At 54.7% G+C, this 24450-nt stretch carries 22 protein-coding genes; 4 read left to right on the top strand and 18 right to left on the bottom strand.

Features of this window, described 5'->3' with window-relative positions; all coding sequences use genetic code 11:
* The first annotated feature begins 37 nt into the window (after nucleotides 1-37).
* Nucleotides 38-1042: a chemotaxis protein gene (locus OGV83_RS11430; protein WP_115609069.1), complete on the top strand. Its 1005-nt coding sequence runs from the start codon at nucleotides 38-40 to the stop codon at nucleotides 1040-1042.
* Nucleotides 1043-1104: 62 nt separating this feature from the next.
* On the opposite strand, the gene nuoN is transcribed toward OGV83_RS11430, so the two are convergent.
* The 14 genes from nuoN to lrhA all read right to left on the bottom strand — a co-directional run bounded on the left by nuoN (nucleotide 1105) and on the right by lrhA (nucleotide 17750).
* Nucleotides 1105-2562 carry an NADH-quinone oxidoreductase subunit NuoN gene (gene nuoN, locus OGV83_RS11425; RefSeq protein ID WP_012131501.1) on the bottom strand — a complete coding sequence of 486 codons (1458 nt, stop codon included), beginning with the start codon at nucleotides 2560-2562 and terminating at the stop codon, nucleotides 1105-1107.
* A gap of 6 nt (nucleotides 2563-2568) precedes the next feature.
* Nucleotides 2569-4098 (bottom strand): NADH-quinone oxidoreductase subunit M, encoded by a 1530-nt coding sequence (gene nuoM, locus OGV83_RS11420; RefSeq protein ID WP_012131500.1) that lies wholly within the window; start codon nucleotides 4096-4098, stop codon nucleotides 2569-2571.
* Between the two features lie 184 nt (nucleotides 4099-4282).
* On the bottom strand, nucleotides 4283-6124 hold the full coding sequence (gene nuoL / locus OGV83_RS11415) for an NADH-quinone oxidoreductase subunit L (protein WP_012131499.1): 1842 nt from the start codon (nucleotides 6122-6124) through the stop codon (nucleotides 4283-4285).
* The gene (nuoK, locus tag OGV83_RS11410) at nucleotides 6121-6423 is read right to left on the bottom strand and encodes an NADH-quinone oxidoreductase subunit NuoK (RefSeq protein ID WP_000612644.1); all 303 of its coding nucleotides are present in this window, start codon (nucleotides 6421-6423) and stop codon (nucleotides 6121-6123) included. Before nuoK ends, nuoL begins: the two co-directional genes overlap by 4 nt.
* Nucleotides 6420-6974, bottom strand: a complete 555-nt coding sequence (gene nuoJ / locus OGV83_RS11405; RefSeq protein ID WP_012131498.1) for an NADH-quinone oxidoreductase subunit J — start codon at nucleotides 6972-6974, stop codon at nucleotides 6420-6422. Before nuoJ ends, nuoK begins: the two co-directional genes overlap by 4 nt.
* A gap of 11 nt (nucleotides 6975-6985) precedes the next feature.
* Nucleotides 6986-7528: an NADH-quinone oxidoreductase subunit NuoI gene (nuoI, locus tag OGV83_RS11400; protein WP_012131497.1), complete on the bottom strand. Its 543-nt coding sequence runs from the start codon at nucleotides 7526-7528 to the stop codon at nucleotides 6986-6988.
* A 14-nt stretch (nucleotides 7529-7542) separates the two neighbouring features.
* Nucleotides 7543-8520, bottom strand: coding sequence for an NADH-quinone oxidoreductase subunit NuoH (gene nuoH, locus OGV83_RS11395; protein ID WP_012131496.1), 978 nt, complete (start codon nucleotides 8518-8520; stop codon nucleotides 7543-7545).
* Nucleotides 8517-11243, bottom strand: coding sequence for an NADH-quinone oxidoreductase subunit NuoG (gene nuoG / locus OGV83_RS11390; protein ID WP_104869116.1), 2727 nt, complete (start codon nucleotides 11241-11243; stop codon nucleotides 8517-8519). The genes nuoH and nuoG overlap by 4 nt, the downstream gene beginning before the upstream one ends.
* An 81-nt stretch (nucleotides 11244-11324) precedes the next feature.
* On the bottom strand, nucleotides 11325-12662 hold the full coding sequence (gene nuoF, locus OGV83_RS11385) for an NADH-quinone oxidoreductase subunit NuoF (protein ID WP_012131494.1): 1338 nt from the start codon (nucleotides 12660-12662) through the stop codon (nucleotides 11325-11327).
* Complete coding sequence (gene nuoE, locus OGV83_RS11380) at nucleotides 12659-13159, bottom strand: NADH-quinone oxidoreductase subunit NuoE (protein WP_012131493.1); 501 nt, start codon at nucleotides 13157-13159, stop codon at nucleotides 12659-12661. The genes nuoF and nuoE overlap by 4 nt, the downstream gene beginning before the upstream one ends.
* 2 nt (nucleotides 13160-13161) lie before the next feature.
* A complete protein-coding gene (nuoC, locus tag OGV83_RS11375) occupies nucleotides 13162-14964 on the bottom strand; it encodes an NADH-quinone oxidoreductase subunit C/D (RefSeq protein ID WP_012131492.1) in 1803 nt (600 codons plus the stop codon).
* A gap of 85 nt (nucleotides 14965-15049) precedes the next feature.
* On the bottom strand, nucleotides 15050-15724 hold the full coding sequence (nuoB, locus tag OGV83_RS11370; protein WP_012131491.1) for an NADH-quinone oxidoreductase subunit NuoB: 675 nt from the start codon (nucleotides 15722-15724) through the stop codon (nucleotides 15050-15052).
* Between the two features lie 15 nt (nucleotides 15725-15739).
* A complete protein-coding gene (nuoA, locus tag OGV83_RS11365; protein ID WP_012131490.1) occupies nucleotides 15740-16183 on the bottom strand; it encodes an NADH-quinone oxidoreductase subunit NuoA in 444 nt (147 codons plus the stop codon).
* 628 nt (nucleotides 16184-16811) lie between these two features.
* Entirely contained in the window at nucleotides 16812-17750 is a 939-nt protein-coding gene (gene lrhA, locus OGV83_RS11360) for a transcriptional regulator LrhA (RefSeq protein WP_012131489.1), read from the bottom strand.
* 646 nt (nucleotides 17751-18396) lie between these two features.
* Here lrhA and OGV83_RS11355 point away from each other — a divergent pair.
* The 3 genes from OGV83_RS11355 (at nucleotide 18397) to yfbR (ending at nucleotide 20607) form a co-directional block, all read left to right on the top strand.
* A complete protein-coding gene (locus OGV83_RS11355) occupies nucleotides 18397-18639 on the top strand; it encodes a hypothetical protein (RefSeq protein ID WP_286463606.1) in 243 nt (80 codons plus the stop codon).
* A 46-nt stretch (nucleotides 18640-18685) separates the two neighbouring features.
* On the top strand, nucleotides 18686-19903 hold the full coding sequence (gene alaA / locus OGV83_RS11350) for an alanine transaminase AlaA (RefSeq protein ID WP_198447474.1): 1218 nt from the start codon (nucleotides 18686-18688) through the stop codon (nucleotides 19901-19903).
* Nucleotides 19904-20007: 104 nt separating this feature from the next.
* The gene (gene yfbR / locus OGV83_RS11345) at nucleotides 20008-20607 is read left to right on the top strand and encodes a 5'-deoxynucleotidase (protein WP_012131486.1); all 600 of its coding nucleotides are present in this window, start codon (nucleotides 20008-20010) and stop codon (nucleotides 20605-20607) included.
* 91 nt (nucleotides 20608-20698) lie between these two features.
* On the opposite strand, the gene OGV83_RS11340 is transcribed toward yfbR, so the two are convergent.
* The 4 genes from OGV83_RS11340 to yfbV form a co-directional block, all read right to left on the bottom strand.
* A complete protein-coding gene (locus OGV83_RS11340; RefSeq protein WP_012131485.1) occupies nucleotides 20699-22531 on the bottom strand; it encodes an SLC13 family permease in 1833 nt (610 codons plus the stop codon).
* A gap of 77 nt (nucleotides 22532-22608) precedes the next feature.
* Entirely contained in the window at nucleotides 22609-23286 is a 678-nt protein-coding gene (locus OGV83_RS11335) for a sugar phosphatase (protein WP_012131484.1), read from the bottom strand.
* On the bottom strand, nucleotides 23279-23773 hold the full coding sequence (locus OGV83_RS11330; protein ID WP_012131483.1) for a YfbU family protein: 495 nt from the start codon (nucleotides 23771-23773) through the stop codon (nucleotides 23279-23281). The genes OGV83_RS11335 and OGV83_RS11330 overlap by 8 nt, the downstream gene beginning before the upstream one ends.
* A gap of 83 nt (nucleotides 23774-23856) precedes the next feature.
* Nucleotides 23857-24312 (bottom strand): terminus macrodomain insulation protein YfbV, encoded by a 456-nt coding sequence (gene yfbV, locus OGV83_RS11325; protein WP_003028087.1) that lies wholly within the window; start codon nucleotides 24310-24312, stop codon nucleotides 23857-23859.
* Between the last annotated feature and the right edge of the window lie 138 nt (nucleotides 24313-24450).

Below are 24450 nucleotides of genomic sequence, written 5' to 3'. Positions count from 1 at the left end.
TAACAGAGAAAAGGCTGGCTTTCATATTGAGGATGCGATGGATAATTTCCAGAAAGATATTGATGACAGGGCTAACTTAACCCTGTCTAACCGCTTTGAACTGCTGTTATTCCGTCTCGGCACATCGCTGCATGAGCAGAAGTCGGAGCTATTTGGCATCAACGTATTCAAACTGCGCGAAATTGTGCCAATGCCCACATTTACGCGCCCTGCCGGAATGAAAGCCCCGCTTTTAGGTATGGTCAACATCCGCAATCAGGTGATCCCGGTCATCGACCTGCCCGCCGTGGCCGGATGTAAACCGGAGAACGGGCTTAACATCCTGCTGATCACCGAATATGCGCGCAGCGTACAGGCATTTGCGGTGGAGTCCGTCGAGAATATTATGCGTCTGGACTGGCAGCAGGTGCATACCGCCGAGAAAGCGGTTAACGGCCGCTATATCACCAGCATTGCCTGTCTGGATGAAGACAAAGAGACCAACAACCTGGCGCTGGTACTCGACGTAGAGCAAATTCTCTATGATATCGTGCCGTCAAATCACGACTTGCGCGCCACCAATTTGAAAACCAGCAAGTTCAACATCACGCCGGGTGCGGTGGCGATTGTGGCGGAAGATTCTAAAGTTGCCCGCGCCATGCTGGAGAAAGGGCTGAATGCGATGGAGATCCCGCATCAGATGCACGTTACCGGTCAGGATGCCTGGGAGAAAATCCAGCAACTGGCGAAAGAAGCGGAGGCGGAAGGCAAACCAATTAGCGAGAAAATCGCTCTGGTGCTGACCGACCTCGAAATGCCGGAGATGGACGGTTTCACCCTGACGCGTAAGATCAAAACCGACGAGCGCCTGAAGAAAATTCCGGTAGTGATCCACTCTTCCCTTTCCGGCAGCGCCAACGAAGATCATGTGCGTAAAGTTAAAGCGGATGGTTATGTCGCGAAGTTTGAAGTCAACGAACTGTCGTCGGTGATTCAGGAAGTAATGGAACGCGCCGCGCAAAACGTCAGCGGGCCGCTGGTCAGCCGTCAGTTGCTGAGTTAACGTCCTGACGTTCAGGGCATAAAAAAACCCGCCGTGGCGGGTTTTTTCGTTTCTGCTTTCGCTTACATCAGCGGCGTAGCTAACTGCACGATGCTAATCAGCGGTTGCGGGTAGATACCCAGCACCAGAACCAGCAGCGCGGAGATCAGAACCACAATACCGCCCGCGCTGTACTGCCAGTTAGACGGCGCATCACGGTTAAGCTGCTGCGGCGCGCTCAAATAGAGGCTTACCGCAACACGCAGGTAGTAGTAGAGACCAATCGCGGAACCGACCACCACCGCGGCAACCAGCCACCACAGGCTGGCCTGTACACCGACCGCCAGTACGTAGAATTTGCCGATAAAGCCCAGCGTCATCGGGATACCCGCCAGAGAGAGCATCATCACGGTCATCACCGCCGCGAGGATCGGACGATGCCAGAACAGACCACGGTAGGAGAACAGCGAATCGGCATCCGGGCCACGGAACGGGCTGGACATCAGGCTGACCACGCCGAACGCGCCGAGGCTGCTGAACAGATAACCGGCCAGATAAACGCCAACGGCTTCCATCGACATCTCGCCGCTTTGCAGGGCGATCAACGCCACCAGCAGATAGCCGAGGTGAGAGATAGAGGAGTAACCGAGCAGACGCTTAATGTTGGTCTGGCTCAGCGCCATCAGGTTACCGAAGATGATGGAGGCAAAGGCAATCACGCCCAGCACGATACGTACCGCTTCGCTGTCGCCAACCGGCGCGTACAGGAACAGACGCATCACCACGCCGAAGATAGCGATTTTGCTCGCCGTCGCCAGGAAGGTGGAAACCGGCGCAGGCGCGCCCTGGTATACGTCTGGCGTCCACAGGTGGAACGGCACCAGCGAGAGTTTAAAGCCGAGACCAACAATCATCAGACCGAAGCCCGCCAGCAGCAGCGGTTCATGCAGCATGCCGTCGCCGAGGCTCTTACCGAGCGCGACAAACGACAGGTTGCCAGACTGCGCGTACACCAGCGCCATACCGAACAGCAGGAAGGAAGACGCTGCGGCAGACAGAATGGTGTATTTGATACTGGCTTCCAACGAGCGTTTCTGACGGAAGGCGTAACCAATCAGGCCAAACAGCGGCAGAGAGATCAGCTCAATACCGAGGAACAGCGCCGCCAGGTGGTTGGCGTTCGCCAGCAGAATACCGCCCAATGCGGCAATCAGCACCAGCAGGTAGAACTCTTCCTGGTTGTCGTTATAGCCTTCAAGCCACGGATAGGCAAAGGTACAGGTGGCAAGACTCGCCAGCAGAACCAGCCCGGTGTAAAGCATGGCGAAACCGTCAACGCGCATCAGCGGGGTGACGTCCATCGCGCCCGCCTGGCCGACAAACCAGAGCGAAACCAGCGCGGCGTTAAGCCCAATGACCGACAGCGTGGCATTGAGGAAGTGATTGCGTCGCCACGCAATGGAGAGCATCACAACCACCACCGTCAAGCCGACGATCAGCAGCGGTAGCAGCGCAATCAGGTGTTGTGGAGTTATTGTCATGGCGATTTACGGCCTTGTAGTAGTAACGGAATTAACAAACCACTGCTGGATGTTGCTCATCGCAGAATGCGAGGTATCCAGAATCGGCTGCGGATAGAAGCCAAGCAGTACCAGAAGCACGACCAGCAACAGGATGATAAACAGCTCTCGCAGCGACATCCCTGGCATGTCCTGGCTGGCAATCTGGCTCTTCGCTTTACCGAAGTAAGCGCGATGCAGCATCGCCAGCGAGTAAACGGAAGCAAACACCAGACCAAAGGTTGAGATCACGGTAATGACCGGAACCACCTGGTAGCTACCGAACAGAATCATAAATTCGCCAACGAAGTTACCGGTGCCCGGCATACCGAGCGTCGCCACCGCGAAGAACATCGACAGCGCAGGCAACCATTTAATTTTGCTCCACAGACCGCCCATCATACGCATATCACGCGTATGCAGACGTTCGTACAGCTGACCACACAGGATGAACAGACCCGCTGCCGACAGACCGTGCGCAATCATCTGGATTACAGCGCCCTGGTACGCCAACTGGCTGCCGGTGTAGATAGCAATCAGTACGAAGCCCATGTGCGAAACGGAAGTGTACGCAATCAGACGTTTAATGTCGTACTGGGTGAAAGCCATCCACGCGCCGTAGAAGATGCCAATCACACCCAGCCACATCGCAATCGGCGCAAACTCGGCGGAGGCGTTCGGGAACAGCGGCAGCGAGAAGCGCAGCAGACCGTAAGCCGCCGTTTTCAGCAAAATACCGGCGAGGTCAACGGAACCTGCGGTCGGCGCCTGGGAGTGCGCGTCCGGCAGCCAGCCGTGCAGCGGAACCACCGGCATTTTCACCGCAAACGCGATGAAGAAACCCAGCATCAGCAGGTATTCCACCCCGTGCGACATCGGCGTTTTCAGCAGGTCTTCGTAGTTGAAGGTCCAGACGCCGGTCGCATTGTGGTGTACAAACACCAGCGCCAGGATGGCAATCAGCATCACCAGACCGCTCGCCTGGGTATAGATGAAGAACTTGGTAGCCGCCGTGATACGCGTTTTACCGTCAGAGGCTTTGTGCCCCCACAGCGCGATCAGGAAGTACATCGGCACCAGCATCATTTCCCAGAAGAAGAAGAACAGGAACATGTCGATGGCAAGGAACACGCCGATAACGCCGCCCAGAATCCACATCAGGTTCAGGTGGAAGAAGCCCTGATATTTTTCGATTTCATTCCAGGAGCAGAGTACCGCCAGAACGCCCAGCAGACCGGTCAGCACCACCATCAGCAGCGACAAACCGTCGATAGCCAGATGGATAGAGATGCCGAAGCGCGGGATCCACGGCAGAATGAACTCAGACTGCCACTGCGGAATGCCAGCGGCTTGCGTCAGTGAATAGCCGCCCTGCAACCACAGTTGCAGGCCAAGCGCCAGCGTCAGTCCCATGGTGATCAGCGCAATCCAGCGCGGCACCTTCACGCCGAAGCGTTCGGTCTGCCAGCACAGAAAGCCACCGATAAAGGGAATTAATATTAGCCAGGGTAGTAACATGGCGATCTTTATTCCTTGTTAAAGTCCCATCAGGACCTGATTTTCAACGAATTCTCACAACAGAAAATTCACTTCGGATTGCGGCCTTTTTTGCCCGGTGGCGCTAACGCTTACCGGGCCTACAGATTCCCGTAGGTCGGATAAGCGCCAGCGCCATCCGACATCAACCCCACAATCCTCAAACTCAACGCAGTACCATCAACAGCGCCAGCACAACGACCGCACCGATGCTCATGGATGCCACATACCAGCGCAAATATCCGTTCTCGCTGAGCAGCAGGCCTTTACCTGCAAAGCGGGAAAGGATAGCCGGAACGTTCATCAGCGCATTGAGCGGGTCGCGTTTCAGCAGCCAGGCGACGCCGAGGAACGGCTTCACGAACACTTTGTCGTACAGCCAGTCGAAGCCCCAGGCGTTATACCACCAGGTGCCCAGCAGACGGCCCGGCGCACTGTTGGCGACAGAAGTCACCAGAGTACGTTTACCCAGCCACAGCCATGCGGCAATCAGGATGCCGACAATCGCAACCACGCCGGAGGCAATTTCCAGGGTCATCACGCGGCTATGCTCAAGCTCGGTCGTCTGCGGCAGCACACCCTGCAACGGCGGCACAATCAGCGCGCCAACAAAGGTGGACAGTACCATCAGCACAATCAGCGGCAGGTGATGCGTAATCCCCTTCCCTGCATGAGCGTGAATTTGTTCTTTACCGTGGAACACGATGAAAATCATACGGAAGGTGTACAAGGAGGTCATGAACGCACCGACCAGACCTGCAACCATCAGATTGATATGACCATTCGCCATCGCGCCAGCCAGAATCTCATCCTTACTGAAGAAGCCGGCGGTAATCAGCGGCAGAGCCGACAGCGCCGCGCCGCCCACCAGGAAGCAGAGATACACCAGCGGAATAGACTTACGCAGGCCGCCCATCTTGAAGATGTTCTGTTCGTGGTGGCAGGCCAGAATCACCGAGCCGGACGCCAGGAACAGCAGCGCTTTAAAGAAGGCGTGCGTCATCAGGTGGAAAATCGCCGCATCCCACGCCTGGACGCCCAGCGCCAGGAACATGTAGCCAATCTGGCTCATGGTGGAGTAAGCGAGAACACGTTTGATGTCGGTCTGCACCAGCGCGGCGAAACCGGCCAGCACCAGCGTAATCGCCCCAACGATCCCCACCAGATGCAGCACTTCCGGCGTCATCAGGAACAGGCCGTGGGTACGGGCAATCAGGTAAACACCGGCGGTAACCATCGTCGCGGCGTGGATCAGCGCGGAGACAGGCGTCGGGCCCGCCATCGCGTCTGCAAGCCAGGTCTGCAACGGCAGCTGCGCAGATTTACCTACCGCGCCGCCCAGCAGCATCAGCGTCGCCCACATCAGCATGTTGTTGCCGTCGGCGAAGTGCGCTGGCGCCAGTTCCACCATTTCGCGGAAGTTCAGGGTGCCCAGTTCGTTGTACAGAATGAACAGCGCAAACGCGAGGAACACGTCGCCCACACGGGTCACAACAAACGCTTTCATTGCCGCAGCGCCATTCTTCGGATCGGTGTAGTAGAAACCGATCAGCAGATAGGAGCACAGACCCACGCCTTCCCAGCCGAGGTACATCAGCAGCAGGTTATCGGACAGCACCAGAATAACCATGCTGGCGATAAACAGGTTGGTGTAGGCGAAGAAGCGGGAGTATCCCTCTTCACCGCGCATATACCAGGAGGCGAACATGTGGATCAGGAAACCCACGCCGGTCACTACCGAGAGCATGGTCAGCGACAGGCCGTCCAGCACCAGGTTGAAACCGATGTTGAAATCACCCACCGACATCCACGTCCACAGCGGCTGGCTGAACGCCTGCTTGCCGTTAGCGAAGAAGTCAACGCCGACAAACGCCGTCACCAGCGCCGCCAGGCCAATGGAGCCGACGCCCACGGTCGCGGAGAGGTTTTCCGACCAGCGACCGCGAGAGAACGCCAGTAATACAAAGCCAATCAATGGCAGAATAATGGTTAAGGCAAGCATGTTCATCCACGCATCTCACTTACTGAATCGATGTTCAGGTTCTGGCGACGGCGATGAAGTTGCAGTAACAGCGCCAGGCCAATACTCGCCTCCGCAGCCGCAAGGCTGATGGCGAGAATGTACATCACCTGACCATCCGTCTGGCCCCAGTAGCTCCCGGCGACCACGAAGGCCAGCGCGGAGGCGTTAATCATGATTTCCAGCCCAATCAGCATAAACAGCAGATTGCGGCGGATAACCAGACCGGTTAAGCCCAGCACGAATAAAATCGCCGCGAGGATCAGTCCATGTTGTAAGGGGATCATGCGTGCTCCTCCGTTTTTCTTTTCGCGCTGTCACCAGGACGGTTGCTCAGCACTTCGCCCACACGCTCTTCGCGACCGACGTGGAAGGCGACAACCAGACCGGCCAGCAGCAGCATAGAGGCCAGTTCGACCGCCAGAACGTAAGGCCCAAACAGCGAGATACCGACCGCTTTGGCGCTAATTGGCGTACCGTCGATACCCTGGTCGTTGACGCCCAGAATGGCGTACACGATCACCACCAGCATGATGGCCGACAAAATCGCCGGGCCAATCCACACCTGCGGTTTCAGCCACTGGCGTTCCTGTTCGATTTCCGAACCGCCGAGGTTGAGCATCATGACCACGAACACGAACAGCACCATGATGGCGCCCGCATAAACGATAATTTCCAGCGCACCGGCAAAGTAAGCGCCCAGCGAGAAAAACACCCCGGAAATCGCCAGCAGCGAAATAATCAGATACAGCAGCGCGTGTACCGGATTGGTATGGGTGATGACTCGCAAGGTTGCGAGAATGGCGATCAGGCCACAGATATAAAAAGCGAACTCCATTGCCCCTCTCCTTACGGTAACAGGCTCTTGACGTCGATAGGCTTGGCTTCGTTCTCTGCTTCGCCCTTATCTTTGCCGTCGATTGCCATACCTGCCATCCGGTAGAAGTTATATTCCGGGTATTTGCCCGGACCGGAGATCAGCAGATCCTCTTTCTCATAAACCAGGTCCTGGCGCTTGTACTCACCCATTTCAAAATCGGGGGTGAGCTGAATGGCCGTCGTCGGACAGGCTTCTTCGCACAGGCCGCAGAAAATGCAGCGTGAGAAGTTGATACGGAAAAACTCAGGATACCAGCGACCATCTTTCATCTCTGCTTTTTGCAGCGAGATACAGCCTACCGGGCAGGCTACCGCACACAGGTTACAGGCAACGCAACGCTCCTCGCCGTCCGGGTCGCGCGTCAGCACGATACGGCCACGGTAACGAGGCGGTAGATAGACCGGCTCTTCCGGGTACATCTGCGTTTCGCGTTTCGCGAACGCATGCAGGCCGATCATCCAGATACTGCGTACCTGGGTGCCGAAGCCTACTAACAATTCTTTTAAGGTCATGGTCTTTGTGCCCCTTATTGCGCCTGCCAGAGAATGACAGCCGCCGTTACCAGCAAGTTGATGAGCGTCAACGGCAGGCAGACTTTCCAGCCGAAGGACATTACCTGGTCATAACGAGGACGCGGTAACGACGCACGAATCAAAATGAACATCATCATAAAGAACGCGGTTTTCAGCGCGAACCAGATGAATGGCGGTAAGAACGGGCCATGCCAGCCACCGAAGAACAGCGTCACCATCAGTGCGGAGATAGTAACGATACCGATGTATTCACCCACGAAGAACAGACCGAATTTCATACCGGAGTATTCAATGTGATAACCATCGGCCAGTTCCTGTTCGGCTTCCGGCTGGTCAAACGGATGACGGTGACACACCGCCACGCCCGCGATGGCAAAGGTGACAAAACCAAAGAACTGCGGAATAACGTTCCAGATATCAGCCTGGTTGTTGACGATGTCGGTCATATTAAATGAACCGGCCTGCGCCACCACGCCCATCAGGGAAAGCCCGAGGAACACTTCGTAGCTGAGCGTTTGTGCTGATGCACGCATCGCCCCCAGCAGCGAGTATTTGTTGTTGCTCGACCAACCGGCGAACAGCACCGCATACACCGCCAGACCCGCCATCATCAGGAAGAACAGAATCCCGATGTTCAGGTCAGCGACAACCCAGGTCGGGCTAACCGGAACGATAGCGAACGCCAGCAGCAGCGAGGTAAAAGCGATCATCGGCGCCAGGGTAAAGATGACGCGATCCGAGAATTTCGGGATCCAGTCCTCTTTAAAGAACATTTTGATCATGTCCGCGACCAGCTGGAGCGAACCGCCCCAGCCAACGCGGTTTGGCCCATAACGGTTCTGGAACAGACCCAGCAGACGACGTTCGCCAAAGCTCATGAATGCCCCGCAGGTGACCACCACCAGCAGGATCACCACCGCTTTGAGAATGCTCAGCAGGATCTCGATCAGATCCGGTGTAATCCAACTCATTGTTGCGCCTCCTGCAGATTCTCAAGACGACCGCCCGCCAGAACCGGCGCGATGCCAGGCATACCCATCGGCAATCCGACCTGCCCTGCCGTTAAGCCTTCAGCGATTTCAACCGGCAGCGTTACCGTATTGCCGTCGTAGCTGAAGGAAACGCGCGTTCCCGCATTCACGCCCAACTTCGCGGCATCAGCCGGGTTGAGTTTGATGTACGGTTGCGGCATACGGCTCTGGAAGACCGGAGAGCGCTGCGACATTTCGTCACTGCCAAACAGGTGATAGTACGGCGCGATACGCCACTGACCATCCTGTGCCTGGAAGCTGGCCGGAACGGTAGTGAAGTAATCAAGACCGTTTTCAGATGCTTCAATCAAACGCACACCCGGATCGCCATGACGCAGTTTGCCGCCCACTTCATCCTGGAACTTGTTCCACGCCTGTGGGGAGTTCCAGCCTGGCGCCCAGGCAAACGGAATCTGCGAACGCGGCGCGCCCGGCTGGTTGTTCCCTTCCATTGAGAAGGCGAACATGGTGTCTTTATCCTGCGGCTGACGCGGCTCGTGAACGCTGATGTTAGCGCGCATCGCGGTACGACCGCTGTAACGGTGCGGCTCACGCGCCAGTTTCTGCCCGCGAATGCGGAAGGTCGCGTCCGGCGCGGCATCTTTAATGCCCGCCAGTTGCGGCATTGCGGCGATCGCGGCGTCAATAACGTGGTCCAGTTGCGTCCAGTCCACCTCGCGGTTCTGCACGGTGCTGTGCAGCGAGTGCAGCCAGCGCCAGCTTTCCAGCATCACGGTGTTGCTGTCGTAATAGGCCGGGTCATAAACCTGGAAGAAACGCTGCGCGCGGCCTTCGTTGTTGATGACCGTACCGTCGCTTTCCGCAAAACTTGCGGCGGAGAGCACCAGATGCGCATTCTCCATAATCGCCGTGCGCTGATGGTCAATCACCATCACCAGCGGCGCTTTTGCCAGCGCGGCATTTACGCGAACGGCGCTTGCATGGCGGTGCAGATCGTTTTCCAGCACCACGACAGCGTCGGCACGACCGGTTTCCAGTTCGGTCAACGCGTCGTCCAGCGAACCGCCGCCCATCATGCCCAGCCCCATGCTGTTGACCGAACGGGCAATCATGGTGATGCCGACATCCGAACCACGGCCTTTCAGCGCTTTCGCCACGTTGGCGGCCGCCTGAATCACTTCCGCGCTACCGGCGTTGGTGCCGGAGATAATCAGTGGTTTCTTCGCACCCGCCAGCGCCTGAACGATGACGTCGATTTTGTTCTGCAAATCGCTGCTGATGCCGTCGACCACCGGTGCGCTGTCGTCCAGCGCATGAGCGATGGCAAAGCCTAAACGCGCCTGATCTTCCACCGGCGCACGGTAAGTCCATGCCGCGATGTCGTCCAGACGGGTGTTGTCAACGTTGGTCACAAACAGCGGATGCTTAGCGCGCTGGCCGATGTTGAGGATGGCCGCAATCTGCCAGTCGGCCACTTTCTGGGCCGCCGCCATTTCACGCGCTTTGCCTTTCACCGCCTGGCGAACCGCCAGCGCAACGCGCGCGCCGGTCTGGGTAATATCTTCGCCCAGCACCAGTACCGCATCGTAAGATTCGATGTCACGCAGCGCCGGAGTATGAATGCCGCCTTCGCGCAGCACTTTCAGCGCCAGTTGCAGACGTTCCTGCTCGCCCTGAGCGATACCGGTATAGAAGTTATCCGCGCCCACCAGTTCACGCAGCGCGAAGTTGCTCTCAACGCTGGCGCGCGGAGAACCGATGCCGATCACCTTCTTCGACTGACGCAGAATATCCGCCGCGCCCTGCATCGCCTGTTCGGCGTTGAGGGTGATCAGGTCATCGCCACGACGCTGAATCGGCTGACGAGGCCTGTCTTTCAGGTTCACATAACCATAACCGAAACGACCACGGTCGCAGAGGAAGTAGTGGTTAACGGTCCCGTTGTAACGGTTCTCGATACGACGCAGTTCGCCGTAGCGCTCGCCCGGGCTGGTGTTACAACCGATGGAGCACTGCTGGCAGATGCTTGGCGCAAACTGCATGTCCCACTTACGGTTATAACGCTCGGAGTGCGTTTTGTCGGTGAATACGCCGGTCGGGCAGATTTCTACCAGGTTGCCGGAGAATTCGCTTTCAAGCGTACCGTCTTCAGGACGACCGAAGTAGACGTTGTCATGCGCGCCATATACGCCCAGATCCGCGCCGTCTGCGTAGTCTTTGTAGTAACGCACGCAGCGGTAGCAGGCGATACAGCGGTTCATTTCGTGAGAGATGAACGGCCCCAAATCCTGGTTGCGGTGAGTACGCTTAGTGAAACGGTAACGACGGAAGTTGTGGCCCGTCATCACGGTCATATCCTGAAGGTGGCAGTTACCGCCCTCTTCACAGACCGGACAATCGTGCGGGTGGTTGGTCATTAACCATTCCACCACGCTTTCGCGGAACTGTTTCGCTTCTTCGTCATCAATAGAAATAAAGGTGCCGTCGGTGGCAGGCGTCATACAAGACATCACCAGGCGACCACGCGTATCTTCCGCGTTTTGATATTGCTTCACCGCACACTGGCGGCAAGCACCGACGCTACCCAGCGCCGGGTGCCAGCAAAAGTACGGAATATCAAGGCCGAGGGACAGACATGCCTGTAGCAGGTTGTCTGCGCCGTTGACCTCATATTCTTTGCCGTCTACATGAATCGTAGCCATAGTCAGCATGCTTCCAGTTGGCTTAGTCAGGGACTAAGCGTTAATCGAATGACTTATCGCGATGCAGGGGTAAGCCTGCAATTACCAGCGCTCTTTCAGCAGGTTCGGCTGTATACCACCAATCACATGGGTATTGCTGAACGGCTGCTTGATGCCAGCTTCGAATTCTTCGCGGAAATATTTAATGGCGCTCTGCAACGGTTCGACCGCGCCTGGCGCATGCGCACAGAAGGTTTTACCCGGCCCGAGGAAACGACACAGTTGCTCAAGTGTCTCGATATCCCCAGGCTGGCCTTCGCCGCGTTCCAGCGCACGCAGAATTTTTACACTCCACGGCAGGCCGTCGCGGCACGGCGTACACCAGCCGCACGATTCGCGCGCAAAAAACTCTTCCAGGTTACGCACCAGCGACACCATGCCAATTTCGTGGTCAACGGCCATCGCCAGCGCCGTACCCAGACGGCTGCCCGCTTTACCGATGCTTTCAAATTCCATCGGCAGGTCGAGGTGCGCTTCGGTCAGGAAGTCGGTTCCCGCGCCGCCTGGCTGCCAGGCTTTAAATTTCAGGCCATCGCGCATACCACCGGCGTAATCTTCGAGGATCTCACGCGCGGTAGTGCCGAACGGCAGTTCCCACAGTCCCGGATTTTTCACGCGACCGGAGAAGCCCATCAGCTTGGTGCCCGCATCTTTGCTCTTCGAAATGTTCTGATACCACTCCACGCCGTTCGCGAGGATCGCCGGGACGTTACACAGCGTTTCCACGTTGTTGACGCAGGTCGGCTTGCCCCATACGCCGGAGCTTGCCGGGAACGGCGGCTTAGAGCGCGGGTTGGCGCGACGACCTTCGAGGGAGTTAATCAGCGCGGTTTCTTCACCGCAGATGTAACGCCCTGCCCCGGTGTGGACAAACAGTTCGAAGTCGAAACCGGTGCCCATGATGTTTTTGCCGAGCAGACCGGCTTCGGTCGCTTCCGCGATTGCGCGGCGCAGATGCACAGCCGCTTCGATGTATTCGCCACGCAGGAAGATGTAGCCACGGTACGCTTTCAGGGCAAAGGCGGAGATCAACATACCTTCCACCAGCAGGTGCGGCAGTTGCTCCATCAGCAGACGGTCTTTATAGGTGCCCGGCTCCATTTCATCGGCGTTACACAGCAGGTAACGGATGTTCATGGATTCATCTTTCGGCATCAGGCTCCACTTCAGACCGGTGGAGAAGCCCGCGCCGCCGCGCCCTTTCAGGCCAGCGTCTTTCACCTGATTGACGATCTCGTCAGGAGACAGCCCGGTCAGCGCTTTACGCGCGCCTTCGTAGCCGTTTTTACTACGGTATTCGTCCAGCCATACCGGCTGCTTGTCATCACGCAGACGCCAGGTCAGCGGATGCGTTTCGGGAGTACGGATAACGTTTTTCATTTATACCGCTCCAGTAGTTCGGGAATGGCTTCCGGGGTCAGATGGCTGTGAGTATCCTCATCAATCATCATGTTCGGCCCTTTGTCGCAGTTCCCCAGGCAACAGGTCGGCAGCAGCGTAAAGCGACCGTCAAAGGTCGTCTGCCCCGGCTTGATATTGAGTTTTTTCTCCAGCGCGGCCTGGATCCCCTGATAACCGGTGATATGGCACACCACGCTGTCACAGTAACGGATCACATGGCGACCGACCGGCTGGCGGAAGATCTGGCTGTAGAATGTGGCGACGCCTTCGACATCGCTCGCCGGAATACCCAGCACGTCGGCGATCGCGTAGATCGCGCCATCCGGCACCCAGCCACGCTGCTTCTGTACGATTTTCAGCGCTTCAATGGACGCCGCACGCGGGTCTTCGTAGTGGTGCTTCTCGTGCTCAATGGCTTCACGCTCTGCCGCACTCAGCTCAAAAGCCTCGGTTTGTGGTTGTTGATTCTCGTGCATAATTAGCGGTCCACATCTGACATAACAAAATCGATACTACCTAAATGAACGATCAGGTCAGACACCAGGCTGCCGCGCACCGCCACCGGAATCTGCTGCAAATGCGCATAGCTCGGGGTACGGATACGAGTACGGTAACTCATGGTGCTGCCATCGCTGGTCAGGTAGTAACTGTTAATACCCTTGGTCGCCTCTACCATCTGGAAGGATTCATTCGCAGGCATGACCGGGCCCCACGACACTTGCAGGAAGTGGGTGATCAGGGTTTCGATATGTTGCAGCGTGCGCTCTTTCGGCGGCGGCGTCGTCAGCGGGTGATCCGCTTTGAACGGGCCTTCCGGCATGTTATTGAGGCACTGCTCAAGGATGCGCAAACTCTGACGCAGCTCTTCGACTTTCAGCATCACGCGGGTATAGCAGTCGGACACGCCGCCGCCAACCGGGATTTCAAAGTCAAAGTTCTCGTAGCCAGAGTACGGACGTGATTTACGCACGTCGAAATCAATACCGGTCGCACGCAGCGCGGCGCCTGTACAGCCCCAGTCCAGCGCTTCTTTCTTGCCGTAAGCGGCAACGCCCTGGGAACGCCCTTTCAGGATGGTGTTGCGCAGCGCCGCTTTCTCGTAGGAGTCCAGACGCTTCGGCATCCAGTCCAGGAAATCGCGCAGCAGGCGATCCCAGCCACGCGGCAGGTCGTGCGCGACGCCGCCGATACGGAACCAGGCCGGGTGCATACGGAAACCGGTGATCGCTTCCACCACATCGTAAATTTTCTGACGGTCGGTAAAGGCGAAGAAGACCGGGGTCATCGCGCCGACGTCCTGAATAAACGTCGAGATGTACAGCAGGTGGCTGTTAATGCGGAACAGTTCGGAGAGCATAACGCGAATCACGTTTACGCGATCCGGTACGGTAATACCCGCCAGTTTTTCTACCGCCAGTACGTACGGCATTTCGTTGACGCAGCCGCCGAGGTATTCGATACGGTCGGTATACGGAATGTAGCTGTGCCAGGACTGGCGTTCGCCCATTTTCTCAGCGCCACGGTGGTGGTAGCCGATGTCAGGCACGCAGTCGACAATTTCTTCGCCGTCAAGCTGAAGTACGATACGGAATGCGCCGTGTGAGGACGGGTGGTTCGGACCGAGGTTGAGGAACATAAAGTCCTCGTTTTCGGTGCCGCGTTGCATCCCCCAGTCTTCCGGTTTGAAGGTCAGCGCTTCCATCTCCAGATCCTGCTTGGCTTTGGTCAGCTCAAACGGATCGAATTCGGTAGCGCGCGCCGGGTAGTCTTTACGCAGCGGATGCCCTTCCCAGGTCGGCGGCATCAGCAGACGCGTCAGGTGCGGGTGGCCGTCAAACGTGATGCCAAACATCTCCCAGGTTTCACGCTCGTACCAGTTGGCGTTCGGGAAGAGTTTGGTAAACGTCGGCACATGCAGGTCGTTTTCAGACAATGCCACCTTGAGCATGATGTCGCGATTGCGGTCTATTGAGATCAGGTGGTAGAAAACGGAAAAATCCGCAGCGGGTAACCCGTCGCGGTGCGTGCGCAGACGCTCGTCCATGCCGTGTAAGTCAAACAGCATGACGTAAGGTTTCGGCAGTTTCTTTAAGAAATCGCCAACTTCCAGTAATTGTTCACGCTTGACCCAAACAACGGGTACCCCGGTGCGGGTCGCCTGAACGGTAAAGGCATCCGGCCCAAAACGGTTGCGCAGTTCGCCAATGACCGGGTCATCCAGATGATCCCGGGTTTGCCATACAGCGTCTTGCGCGGTTAAGTCGGTCATATTGTTCACCATTGCAAATGGTCCGTGGTAGTCGGCAGTGCTTCGCGTTATTTATGTAGTGATAAGCGAAGTGAAGTCTGCTGCCGACAGGCGCAAATTAAATCTCGTCTGGTGTACGTAGATTCGTTACTGCAATGCGTTCGCCGCGTTTACGTTCGCGCTCTGACTGCATATTGGCGCGATAAACGCCCTGATCGCCAACCACCCAGGAGAGCGGACGACGTTCTTTGCCAATTGATTCCTGCAACAACATCAGCGCCTGCATGTACGCTTCGGGGCGCGGCGGGCAGCCCGGGATATACACATCTACCGGGATAAATTTATCAACGCCCTGCACAACCGAATAAATATCGTACATACCGCCAGAGTTAGCGCATGCCCCCATGGAAATCACCCACTTCGGCTCCAGCATCTGGTCATACAAACGCTGAATAACAGGCGCCATCTTGGTAAAGCATGTTCCCGCTACCACCATCAGGTCGGCCTGACGCGGCGAAGCACGCAGTACTTCCGCGCCGAAGCGCGCCACGTCATGCACGGCGGTAAAAGAGGTCACCATCTCGACATAGCAGCAGGAAAGGCCGAAGTTATACGGCCAAATTGAATTCTTACGACCCCAGTTAACCATGTCATGCAGCGCATGTTCGAGCTTGCCCATATACACGCTTTTGTTGATTTCTTGCTCCAGGGGGTCGGTTACGATCTCCTGTTTTTGCAGGGGGTAACGGTCATTCTCACCGTTGGGATCTATGCGGGTGAGCGTATAATCCATCTTAATGCCTCGCGGTTAGCGTTGACGATTAGCGATACTGTTCGTTTCCGGGTTCATACGCTCGCGGCGTGAACGCGCGGGCGTCCAGTCCAGCGCGCCAATACGCACCAGATAAACCAGACCAGCCAGTAACACAAAAATAAAAATTGCAGCTTCCACAAAGCCTACCCAACCGCTTTCACGGATAGAGGTCGACCATGCGAACAGATACAGCGCTTCAACGTCGAAGATAACGAAGAACATGGCTACCAGGTAAAACTTGGCAGACAGGCGTAAGCGGGCGGAGCCGACCGAGTCGATACCTGATTCAAACGGGGTGTTTTTCGACCTCGCGCGTGCGCGACCGCCTAAAAACCAACCGCCGACGAGCATCAGGCAGCACAGGCCAATGGCAATAATAAGAAAGATAGCGAATGCCCAGTGATGAGCGATGATTTCAGTGGATGTTGACATACTCATTGCTTACTCATCAAAAGTAGCGCCAAATTCTCTGCTCTTTTCGGCAGATGAACGCCACATCGATTCATGGGGAGGAATAAAAAAAACCTTACAATCACTGTAGAAAATGATTAAACAGCTAATTGATGTGGTTTTTTACTCCTTTCTATAACCTTTTGTCAACTTTAACAAAAGTTCCCTCACATTAATTTACATCGACCCAACACCATTAACATTTAATGCCATTTTGACTGATTTCGATCGCATCACCAGCCCGAATTTAATGTTGTTGAATCGTGTCCGTTGTGAAGTAAATGAGATAATACACTCCTATTTTGACAGGATTTTACGCAGATGCCTCCCCCTAAATGGGAGTATTTTCTTGATCTGTGACACGCTTTTGTTAATCCGCCATAAAAAACAGCAACAATTTCTCTAGTTTTTTAACATGGAAACAAAACCAGACCGTCAGTGCCTATTTTTCATCCAAATTAACAGGTTAATGACTACTTACTGATTTTTTAGGCTTTTTCCCGCATTTACGTTCGAAACGCCGGTAAATTGTATAAAAAAAGAACCGCTGGGTGTTTTTTCAGCATCAGCGGCCCTTTTTTACACTTACATTTTATAACGTTTTTTTTGTGACTGACTACTCAAAGTCACCTTCAACCATCAGCGAATCGTCTCCTCCTTCGGGAGTAAACTGACTGTATTGCCAGGGGTTTTGGTAACTGTCCATCGCCTGATAGATAACCTGCGCCAGTTCGTTCTGGCCTGATGGATCGCGACACAGTAAGTATTCCGTATCTGGCAACGGCGGTAATCCATCCGCAGCGCCGAGTACGCGTAAATCCGGGCTCATCATCTCAACCGGTCGCGCGGTGATCCCCAGTCCGGCTTTTACGGCCGCGCGTACTGCCGCTAACGTTGAGGCCACATAGGCAAGGCGCCAGGGAATATTCGCCGCATTCAACGTCGCTAATACGATATCGCGGAACGGGCTGGGATCGTCTAACAACACCAGCGGGATCGGTTCCCCCTTCTGTAGCACATATTCCGCCGCGCAGTACCAGTGTGTCGGCGATGTGCGCAGGTTCAGGAACTCGAAAGATCCCGGACGGTGCGTAGTGACAATCAAATCCACTTCCTGCGATTTCAGCATATCCACCATAAAGGCGTTACGTTTCACCCTCACATCCAGAGCAAGCTTCGGGTAAACCGAACTGATCCGATTGAGCAGGAAAGGCAATATCGTATCGGCGGATTCATCAGAAGCGCCAATTGTTAATACGCCCTGAAGATTGCTAAACATCAATGATGAGCACGCCTCATCATTAAAGCGCAGGATTTTTCTGGCGTAACCCAGAAGCTGAATACCGTGTTCAGTCAACAGCTTGTTACGACCATGACGGGCGAACAACTCCTTGCCCACAAGCTGCTCAAGACGCTGCATTTGCTGGCTCACCGCAGACTGAGTACGACATACCGCCGCCGCCGCAGCGGCGAACGTGTTCAGATCGGCAACAGCAACAAACGTTCTCAGCAGATCGAGGTCGAGGTTAATTATCGGACGATTTGCATTTATCATAATTTTTCACTTACTGGCGGGTCATACCATGCTGACCTGGTTAATGCTGTGTGTTCATAAACAAACAATTCCATTTGTAATGTGCTTCCCTCGCCGTTTCACTTGCGTAACCAAGTGAAAGTAAAAATGTATTTGGTGCTGCTAACAACCTCTTCTCCTTTCTTTTCGAATAATCCCAGAGGTCATTACCAGGGATATATCGAAGAGAAGACGCATACCTTTTTAGGTAACAACGGAATTCTGCTAAGGATAAACGTGTAATTTTGTAAATGTAAAAGAAGTTAACGGACATTTACCGACACAAAAAAAGCCTACTGAGCAACAAGTTAGTTATAGATGCTCGTCATAAAAATTAGCAGACAACGCAGACTGCGCACCATTTCCTGGGGCTTATCTTAACCCAAAACCACTATATTTATAAGCCTTAATACGAATAATCTGAAGCGTGATTATGTTATCTTAACTAAGAAAATTATGTATTATTAATCTCACCAGCAGGTGCTTTTTAAATATTAAATAATAATTAATTAAGATCGCCACTACTCATTAATTCTACTTAACAATAGATTTACACCCTAACGTTTACAGATCATGGCGATAACAGTAGTTTCGTAAAAGCATTCAGTATTTTCCTGATAATTGAGTTATGCTGACGCCGCTAACACTTTCCTCCCTGAGTTTAGACTATTTTTTAACAAAACATACAACCACACAAAAGCCTGATACTAAAAATAAAAAACCAATAAAACAAATAAAAGCAGTAATAAAAACTGTAATAATGGCATTAAAGCAGGACTTAACAGCACAATCCCACACTAAGCCTGAGCAAAATCTTCTACTGCTGACCCTTCAAAACTCACCGCTGTGGGAGTACATTGTTCCGTGCTGACTTCCACGGCAGGGAGTGGCGATAACAGCTAAAAAGGTCAAGATTCATGTCCCCCATTGAAAAATCCAGCAAACTAGAAAATGTCTGTTATGACATCCGCGGCCCTGTTCTGAAAGAAGCGAAACGCCTGGAAGAAGAAGGCAATAAAGTTCTGAAACTGAACATCGGCAACCCCGCCCCTTTTGGGTTTGAAGCGCCTGATGAGATCCTGGTCGATGTCATCCGCAATTTGCCAACGGCGCAGGGGTATTGCGATTCAAAGGGTCTGTATTCCGCACGCAAAGCGATCATGCAGCATTACCAGGCGCGCGGCATGCGCGACGTCACCGTAGAAGATATCTATATTGGTAACGGCGTATCCGAATTGATCGTGCAGGCAATGCAGGCGTTGCTGAACAGCGGGGACGAAATGCTGGTTCCCGCACCGGATTACCCGCTGTGGACAGCGGCAGTCTCGCTCTCCAGCGGCAAAGCGGTACACTATCTTTGCGATGAATCTTCTGACTGGTTCCCGGATCTCGACGATATCCGCGCCAAAATCACGCCGCGTACCCGTGGCATTGTGATAATCAACCCGAATAACCCAACCGGCGCGGTTTACTCCAAAGAGCTGCTGATGGAGATCGTTGAGATTGCCCGTCAACATAATCTGATCATTTTCGCCGATGAGATTTACGACAAGATCCTCTACGACGACGCTGAGCATCATTCTATCGCCGCGCTGGCGCCGGATCTGCTGACCATTACGTTCAACGGGCTGTCCAAAACCTATCGCGTCGCCGGATTCCGCCAGGGCTGGATGGTGCTGAATGGGCCGAAAAAACACGCCAAAGGCTACATTGAAGGGCTGGAGATGCTGGCGTCAATGCGTCTGTGCGCCAACGTTCCGGCGCAGCACGCGATCCAGACGGCGCTGGGCGGCTACCAGAGTATTAGCGAATTCATCATGCCGGGCGGGCGTTTGTATGAACAACGTAACCGCGCGTGGGAGCTGATTAACGATATTCCGGGCGTTTCCTGCATGAAACCGCGCGGCGCACTGTATATGTTCCCGAAAATAGATGCGAAACGCTTTAACATCCACGATGACCAGAAGATGGTGCTCGACTTCCTGTTGCAGGAAAAAGTGCTGCTGGTGCAGGGAACCGCGTTCAACTGGCCCTGGCCGGATCACTTCCGCATTGTAACGCTGCCTCGTATTGACGACATTGAAATGTCGCTGAGTAAATTCGGGCGCTTCCTGTCAGGATATCATCAGCTGTAACCGTAAACTGGCCGTCGGATGCAACGTGAGCAAGACGAGTATTTGCATCCGATGGCCTTCTCTGCGCACAATGACCCTCAGGTTGTCATCATGAAAAGGTCACTATGAAGCAGAGCCATTTTTTTGCCCACCTCTCCCGCCTGAAACTGATTAACCGCTGGCCATTGATGCGCAACGTGCGCACCGAAAACGTCTCCGAACACAGTTTGCAGGTGGCGATGGTCGCCCACGCGCTTGCCGCTATCAAAAATCGCAAATTCGGCGGCCAGGTTAACGCCGAGCGTATTGCGCTACTGGCGATGTACCACGATGCCTCTGAAGTGTTGACCGGCGATCTCCCGACCCCGGTGAAATACTTCAATTCGCAAATCGCGCAGGAATACAAAGCGATTGAGAAAATTGCCCAACAAAAACTGGTGGATATGGTTCCTGACGAACTGCGCGATATTTTTGCACCGCTGATCGACGAACATGCTTACAGCGAAGAAGAGAAATCGGTTGTGAAGCAAGCCGACGCGCTTTGCGCCTATCTGAAGTGTCTGGAAGAGTTATCGGCGGGCAATAATGAATTCCTGCTGGCAAAAACGCGACTGGAAAAAACCCTGGCGTCGCGCCGCAGCGAAGAGATGGACTATTTTATGGCGGTGTTTGTGCCCAGTTTTCACCTCTCGCTGGATGAAATCAGCCAGGATTCGCCGCTATAAATCGTTTTGCCGGATGGCGACGTAAACGTCTTATCCGACCTACTGCTACATTTGTAGGCCGGATAAGCGAATAGCGCCATCCGGCAAAAAATCAAAACGGAAACAGCACCGGGATCATCACCACGCATACCGCCATAACGATTATCGTAAACGGCACCCCAATCTTAACAAAGTCGCTAAAACTGTAGTTCCCCGGCCCCAGAACCAGCGTGTTTACCGGCGAGGAGACCGGCGTCATGAACGCCGCCGACGCCGCCATCGCCACCACCATCGCGAAAGGATACGGTGACACCCCCATCGACTTCGCTGCCGCAAGGGCTATCGGCGCCATCAGCACGGCGGTCGCGGTATTGGAAATAAACAGCCCGATGGTGGCGCACAGCACAAACAGACATGCCAGCATCATATAGGGGCCATAGCCGCCGCCGACATCCATCAATCCTTTAACGACCAGATCAACGCCGCCGGTCTTTTGCAACGCCAGCGCAAAAGGCATCATCCCGACAATCAGGATAATGCTCGGCCAGTGAATCGCTTTGTAGGAGCTCTCTGCATCAATACAGCGGAATTTCCCCATCAGCAGGCAAGCAATGATTGCCGCGATCGGGTTAGGGATCTCATCGGTCAGCATCAGCGCAACCATCAGCACCAGACAGAAGATCGCATGCGGCGCCTGGCTGTGCGCCGGGGAGGCGTCGCTCACTTCCACAGGCATATTCAGCACCACGAAGTCACGGCCCTGCTTCGCCAGTTGACCAATCAGCTTCCAGTTTCCCACCACCAGAATAATGTCGCCCATTAACAGCGCTTCATCAGCAAGCGACCCTTCGATTGCCACGCCGTCACGCTTCAGACCGACGACATTCAGGCCATAGCGCGTACGAAAACCGATCTCGCGCACCGATTTGCCAATCAGTTCCGATTCGGGAATCAGGGAGATTTCCGCCATCCCCACGTCCAGCGCCTGATCGGAAAAATACTCGCCGCGTAAAACCATCGGCTCCAGCAGTTGCTCGCTGCAAAATTCCCGGAGATCCACCTCGGCGGCAGACATATCGATCAGTAACACATCGCGGGCGCGAAATTCCGACACCCCATTGACGTTAACAATAACGCGCCGAAAGCGCCGCCAGCGTTCAACGCCGATCACGTTCGCGCCATAGCGCTCACGCAGCTTGAGGTCATCCAGACGCTGGCCGACCATCGGCGAACCCGGGCGAATGGCAAGCCGACGGGCGCGACCGGTCAGACGGTACTCTTTGATTAAATCGCGAAAGGCGCGACGCTTCCAGCCATCACGCTGCTGCGACGCATCATCCCCTTTCAACATAAAGCGCATCACCAGCATGTAGATAATGCCGAGGAACAGCACCACCAGCCCAATCGGCGTGACGCTAAAGAAGCTAAAACCGTGCAGCCCTTCGCGCAGCAGTTCACTGTTCACCACCAGGTTGGGCGGCGTCGCCACCAGCGTCATCATGCCGCTGATAAGACCGGCAAAACTGAGCGGCATCATCAGGCGTGAAGGCGAGGTCTGCATACGCATAGAAACGCTTAACACCACCGGGATGAAAATAGCGACCACGCCGGTTGAACTCATAAACGCGCCAAGCCCGGCAACGGTGATCATCAGCAGCACCAGCATTTTGACTTCGCTGCTACCGGCCATTTTCACCAGCCAGGCGCCCATGACCGTCGCGACGCCGGTACGCACCAGTCCGTCGCCGATAATGAACAAGGCGGCAATCAGAACAACGTTAGGATCGCTGAAGCCGGAAAAGGCCTCTGAGATGCTCAATGTTCCACTCAGAACAAAGGCGACAATGACCAGCAAAGCAATCGCGTCCATGCGCACTTTGCCCGTCGCAAACAAGATAACGGCAATCGCCAGTAAGGAGAGAACCCATATCAATTCACCGTTCACAACATATCCTTGTTAAATGAGAGGGATGGACTGATTCTGCCATAAAAAAGCCCCAACAATGCGGGGCTAAATCATGTTCAGGTATTTCTAAGAACGACCACGTTTCCGTTGGGCTGTTTGGTCACGGAAATGTGCTCAAGGCTGCTCAGGGCAAAATCGACGTCCGCAATGCGGGGCGTGTCCTCAGGCGCATTGACCGCAATGACATGACACCCGGCGGCCAGCCCGGAGAGAATCCCGGCAGGCGCGTCTTCCACCACCGCGCATTCCTGCGGCGAGAGGCCAAGCAGTTGGGCGCCCAGCAGATAGGCATCCGGTTCCGGTTTGCCGCGCTTCACGCGTTCAGCGGTAACAAACACCTCTGGCGCAGGAAGGCCGGCCGCCTGATGGCGCGCCCGCGCAACCGGCATCGAGCCTGAAGTAACGATAGCCCAGGGGATACCGGCTTTATTGAGATGGTTCAGCAATTCGACCGCGCCCGGCAACGCCACAATCCCTGCCGTATCCGTCGCTTCTATCTGTTCCAGACGGGTAAACTCTGCGGCGATCTCCTCTTCCGGCTTTCCCGCCATGAAGTGTCGCAGAGAGGTGATAGCCTGCTTGCCATGAATAAAGCTCAGCACTTCATCATGCGTGAGGCCAAAACGATCGGCCCAGTTGCACCATGTCCGCTCTACAACGGGTAAGGAGTCAACCAACGTTCCATCCAGATCAAACAGAAAGCCTTTGCACTGCACGCTCACCCCCTCAGGCATTGATAATCTGATTAATTTCGTTCGAGCTCAGGTGATACTGGCGCGGGCAGGAGTGCCAGACATTCAGCATACGCTGGTATTTTTCCCACATCGGCGTCTGGGCATTAAAGCCATGCGTACCGGCATCAAAGTGGGTATAGCGCCCTTCCACGTTCACCATAAAGCGAACGTAGCCCAGATAACGCGCTTCGGTTGCGGCATCAAACCCGAGGAACGTCACGCGACGCTCGTCAATGGTCTGCGCGTCTTTCAGGTTAGTCCAGGACACATGTAAGGCGTGATACATCTCCATGATATCGATAATCGTGCGGCAGGTTTCTTCCTTCAGTTCGCCAAACTCACGATCCAGCTCACGCATCTGCAAGCCGTAGCCGCGTTCAATGATCGTTTGCAGACGGCGATAACGCTCGGCGTTGGTCGGGTCGAGCATGGTCATCATTTTATACTGGTTAGACAAAATCAGACGTTGAGCGTTGGTCATTTCCATTTTGGGACTCCTGTATCACTCTACTGCGGTCAAAAAAAGAAGGCATTGGTATGCCTTCTTTTATATGCGTAATCAGGGGTCAATTACAAATCATCAAGGAAAGTTTTATCCAGTTGTTTGAAGGCGCGCTTAAGCGTGTCAGCTAATGCCTGGTAATCCGGCTTGCCTTCTACTGGCGACAACGCCTGCCCGGCTTCCTGCAATTTTCCCCGAACCTCATAGAACCAGTTCAGGATGGAAGGCGGGAGTGGCGTAACGGAGCGTTTTCCCAGCCACCACATGCCCTGCATCGGTAAACTGAGCGCAAACAGGGCTGTGGCAACCGCCGGGCCTAACTGACCGCCCAGCGCGATTTGCCAGCACAGCGTAAACACCGCGATCGGCGGCATAAAGCGAATGGCGTAACGCGTCATACGAATCACGCGGTTCTCAACAAAGACCGGCGCAAGGCGCTTTTCCATCGGCCACGTCTTTGCGTAGTGCTGCCCCCGGCGAAACAAACTAAAAAAATTCACGGAGCGATTATCCGGTGTCGACATGGCTTTACCTCAACTTCACATATAAAAATTCAAAAATTTGTGCAAAACAACAACTGCAAGGGACATCGTTCAAAACATTTTGTCATTGATACCCACTATCAGGTATCCTGTGTCGGCCTCTAAGGCCAGTAGTCCAAA

Source organism: Citrobacter sp. CK189, from assembly GCF_030333505.1.
GTDB classification, from domain to species: Bacteria; Pseudomonadota; Gammaproteobacteria; order Enterobacterales; family Enterobacteriaceae; genus Citrobacter_B; species Citrobacter_B koseri.
This window is presented reverse-complemented; position numbering and strand designations above follow the sequence as displayed.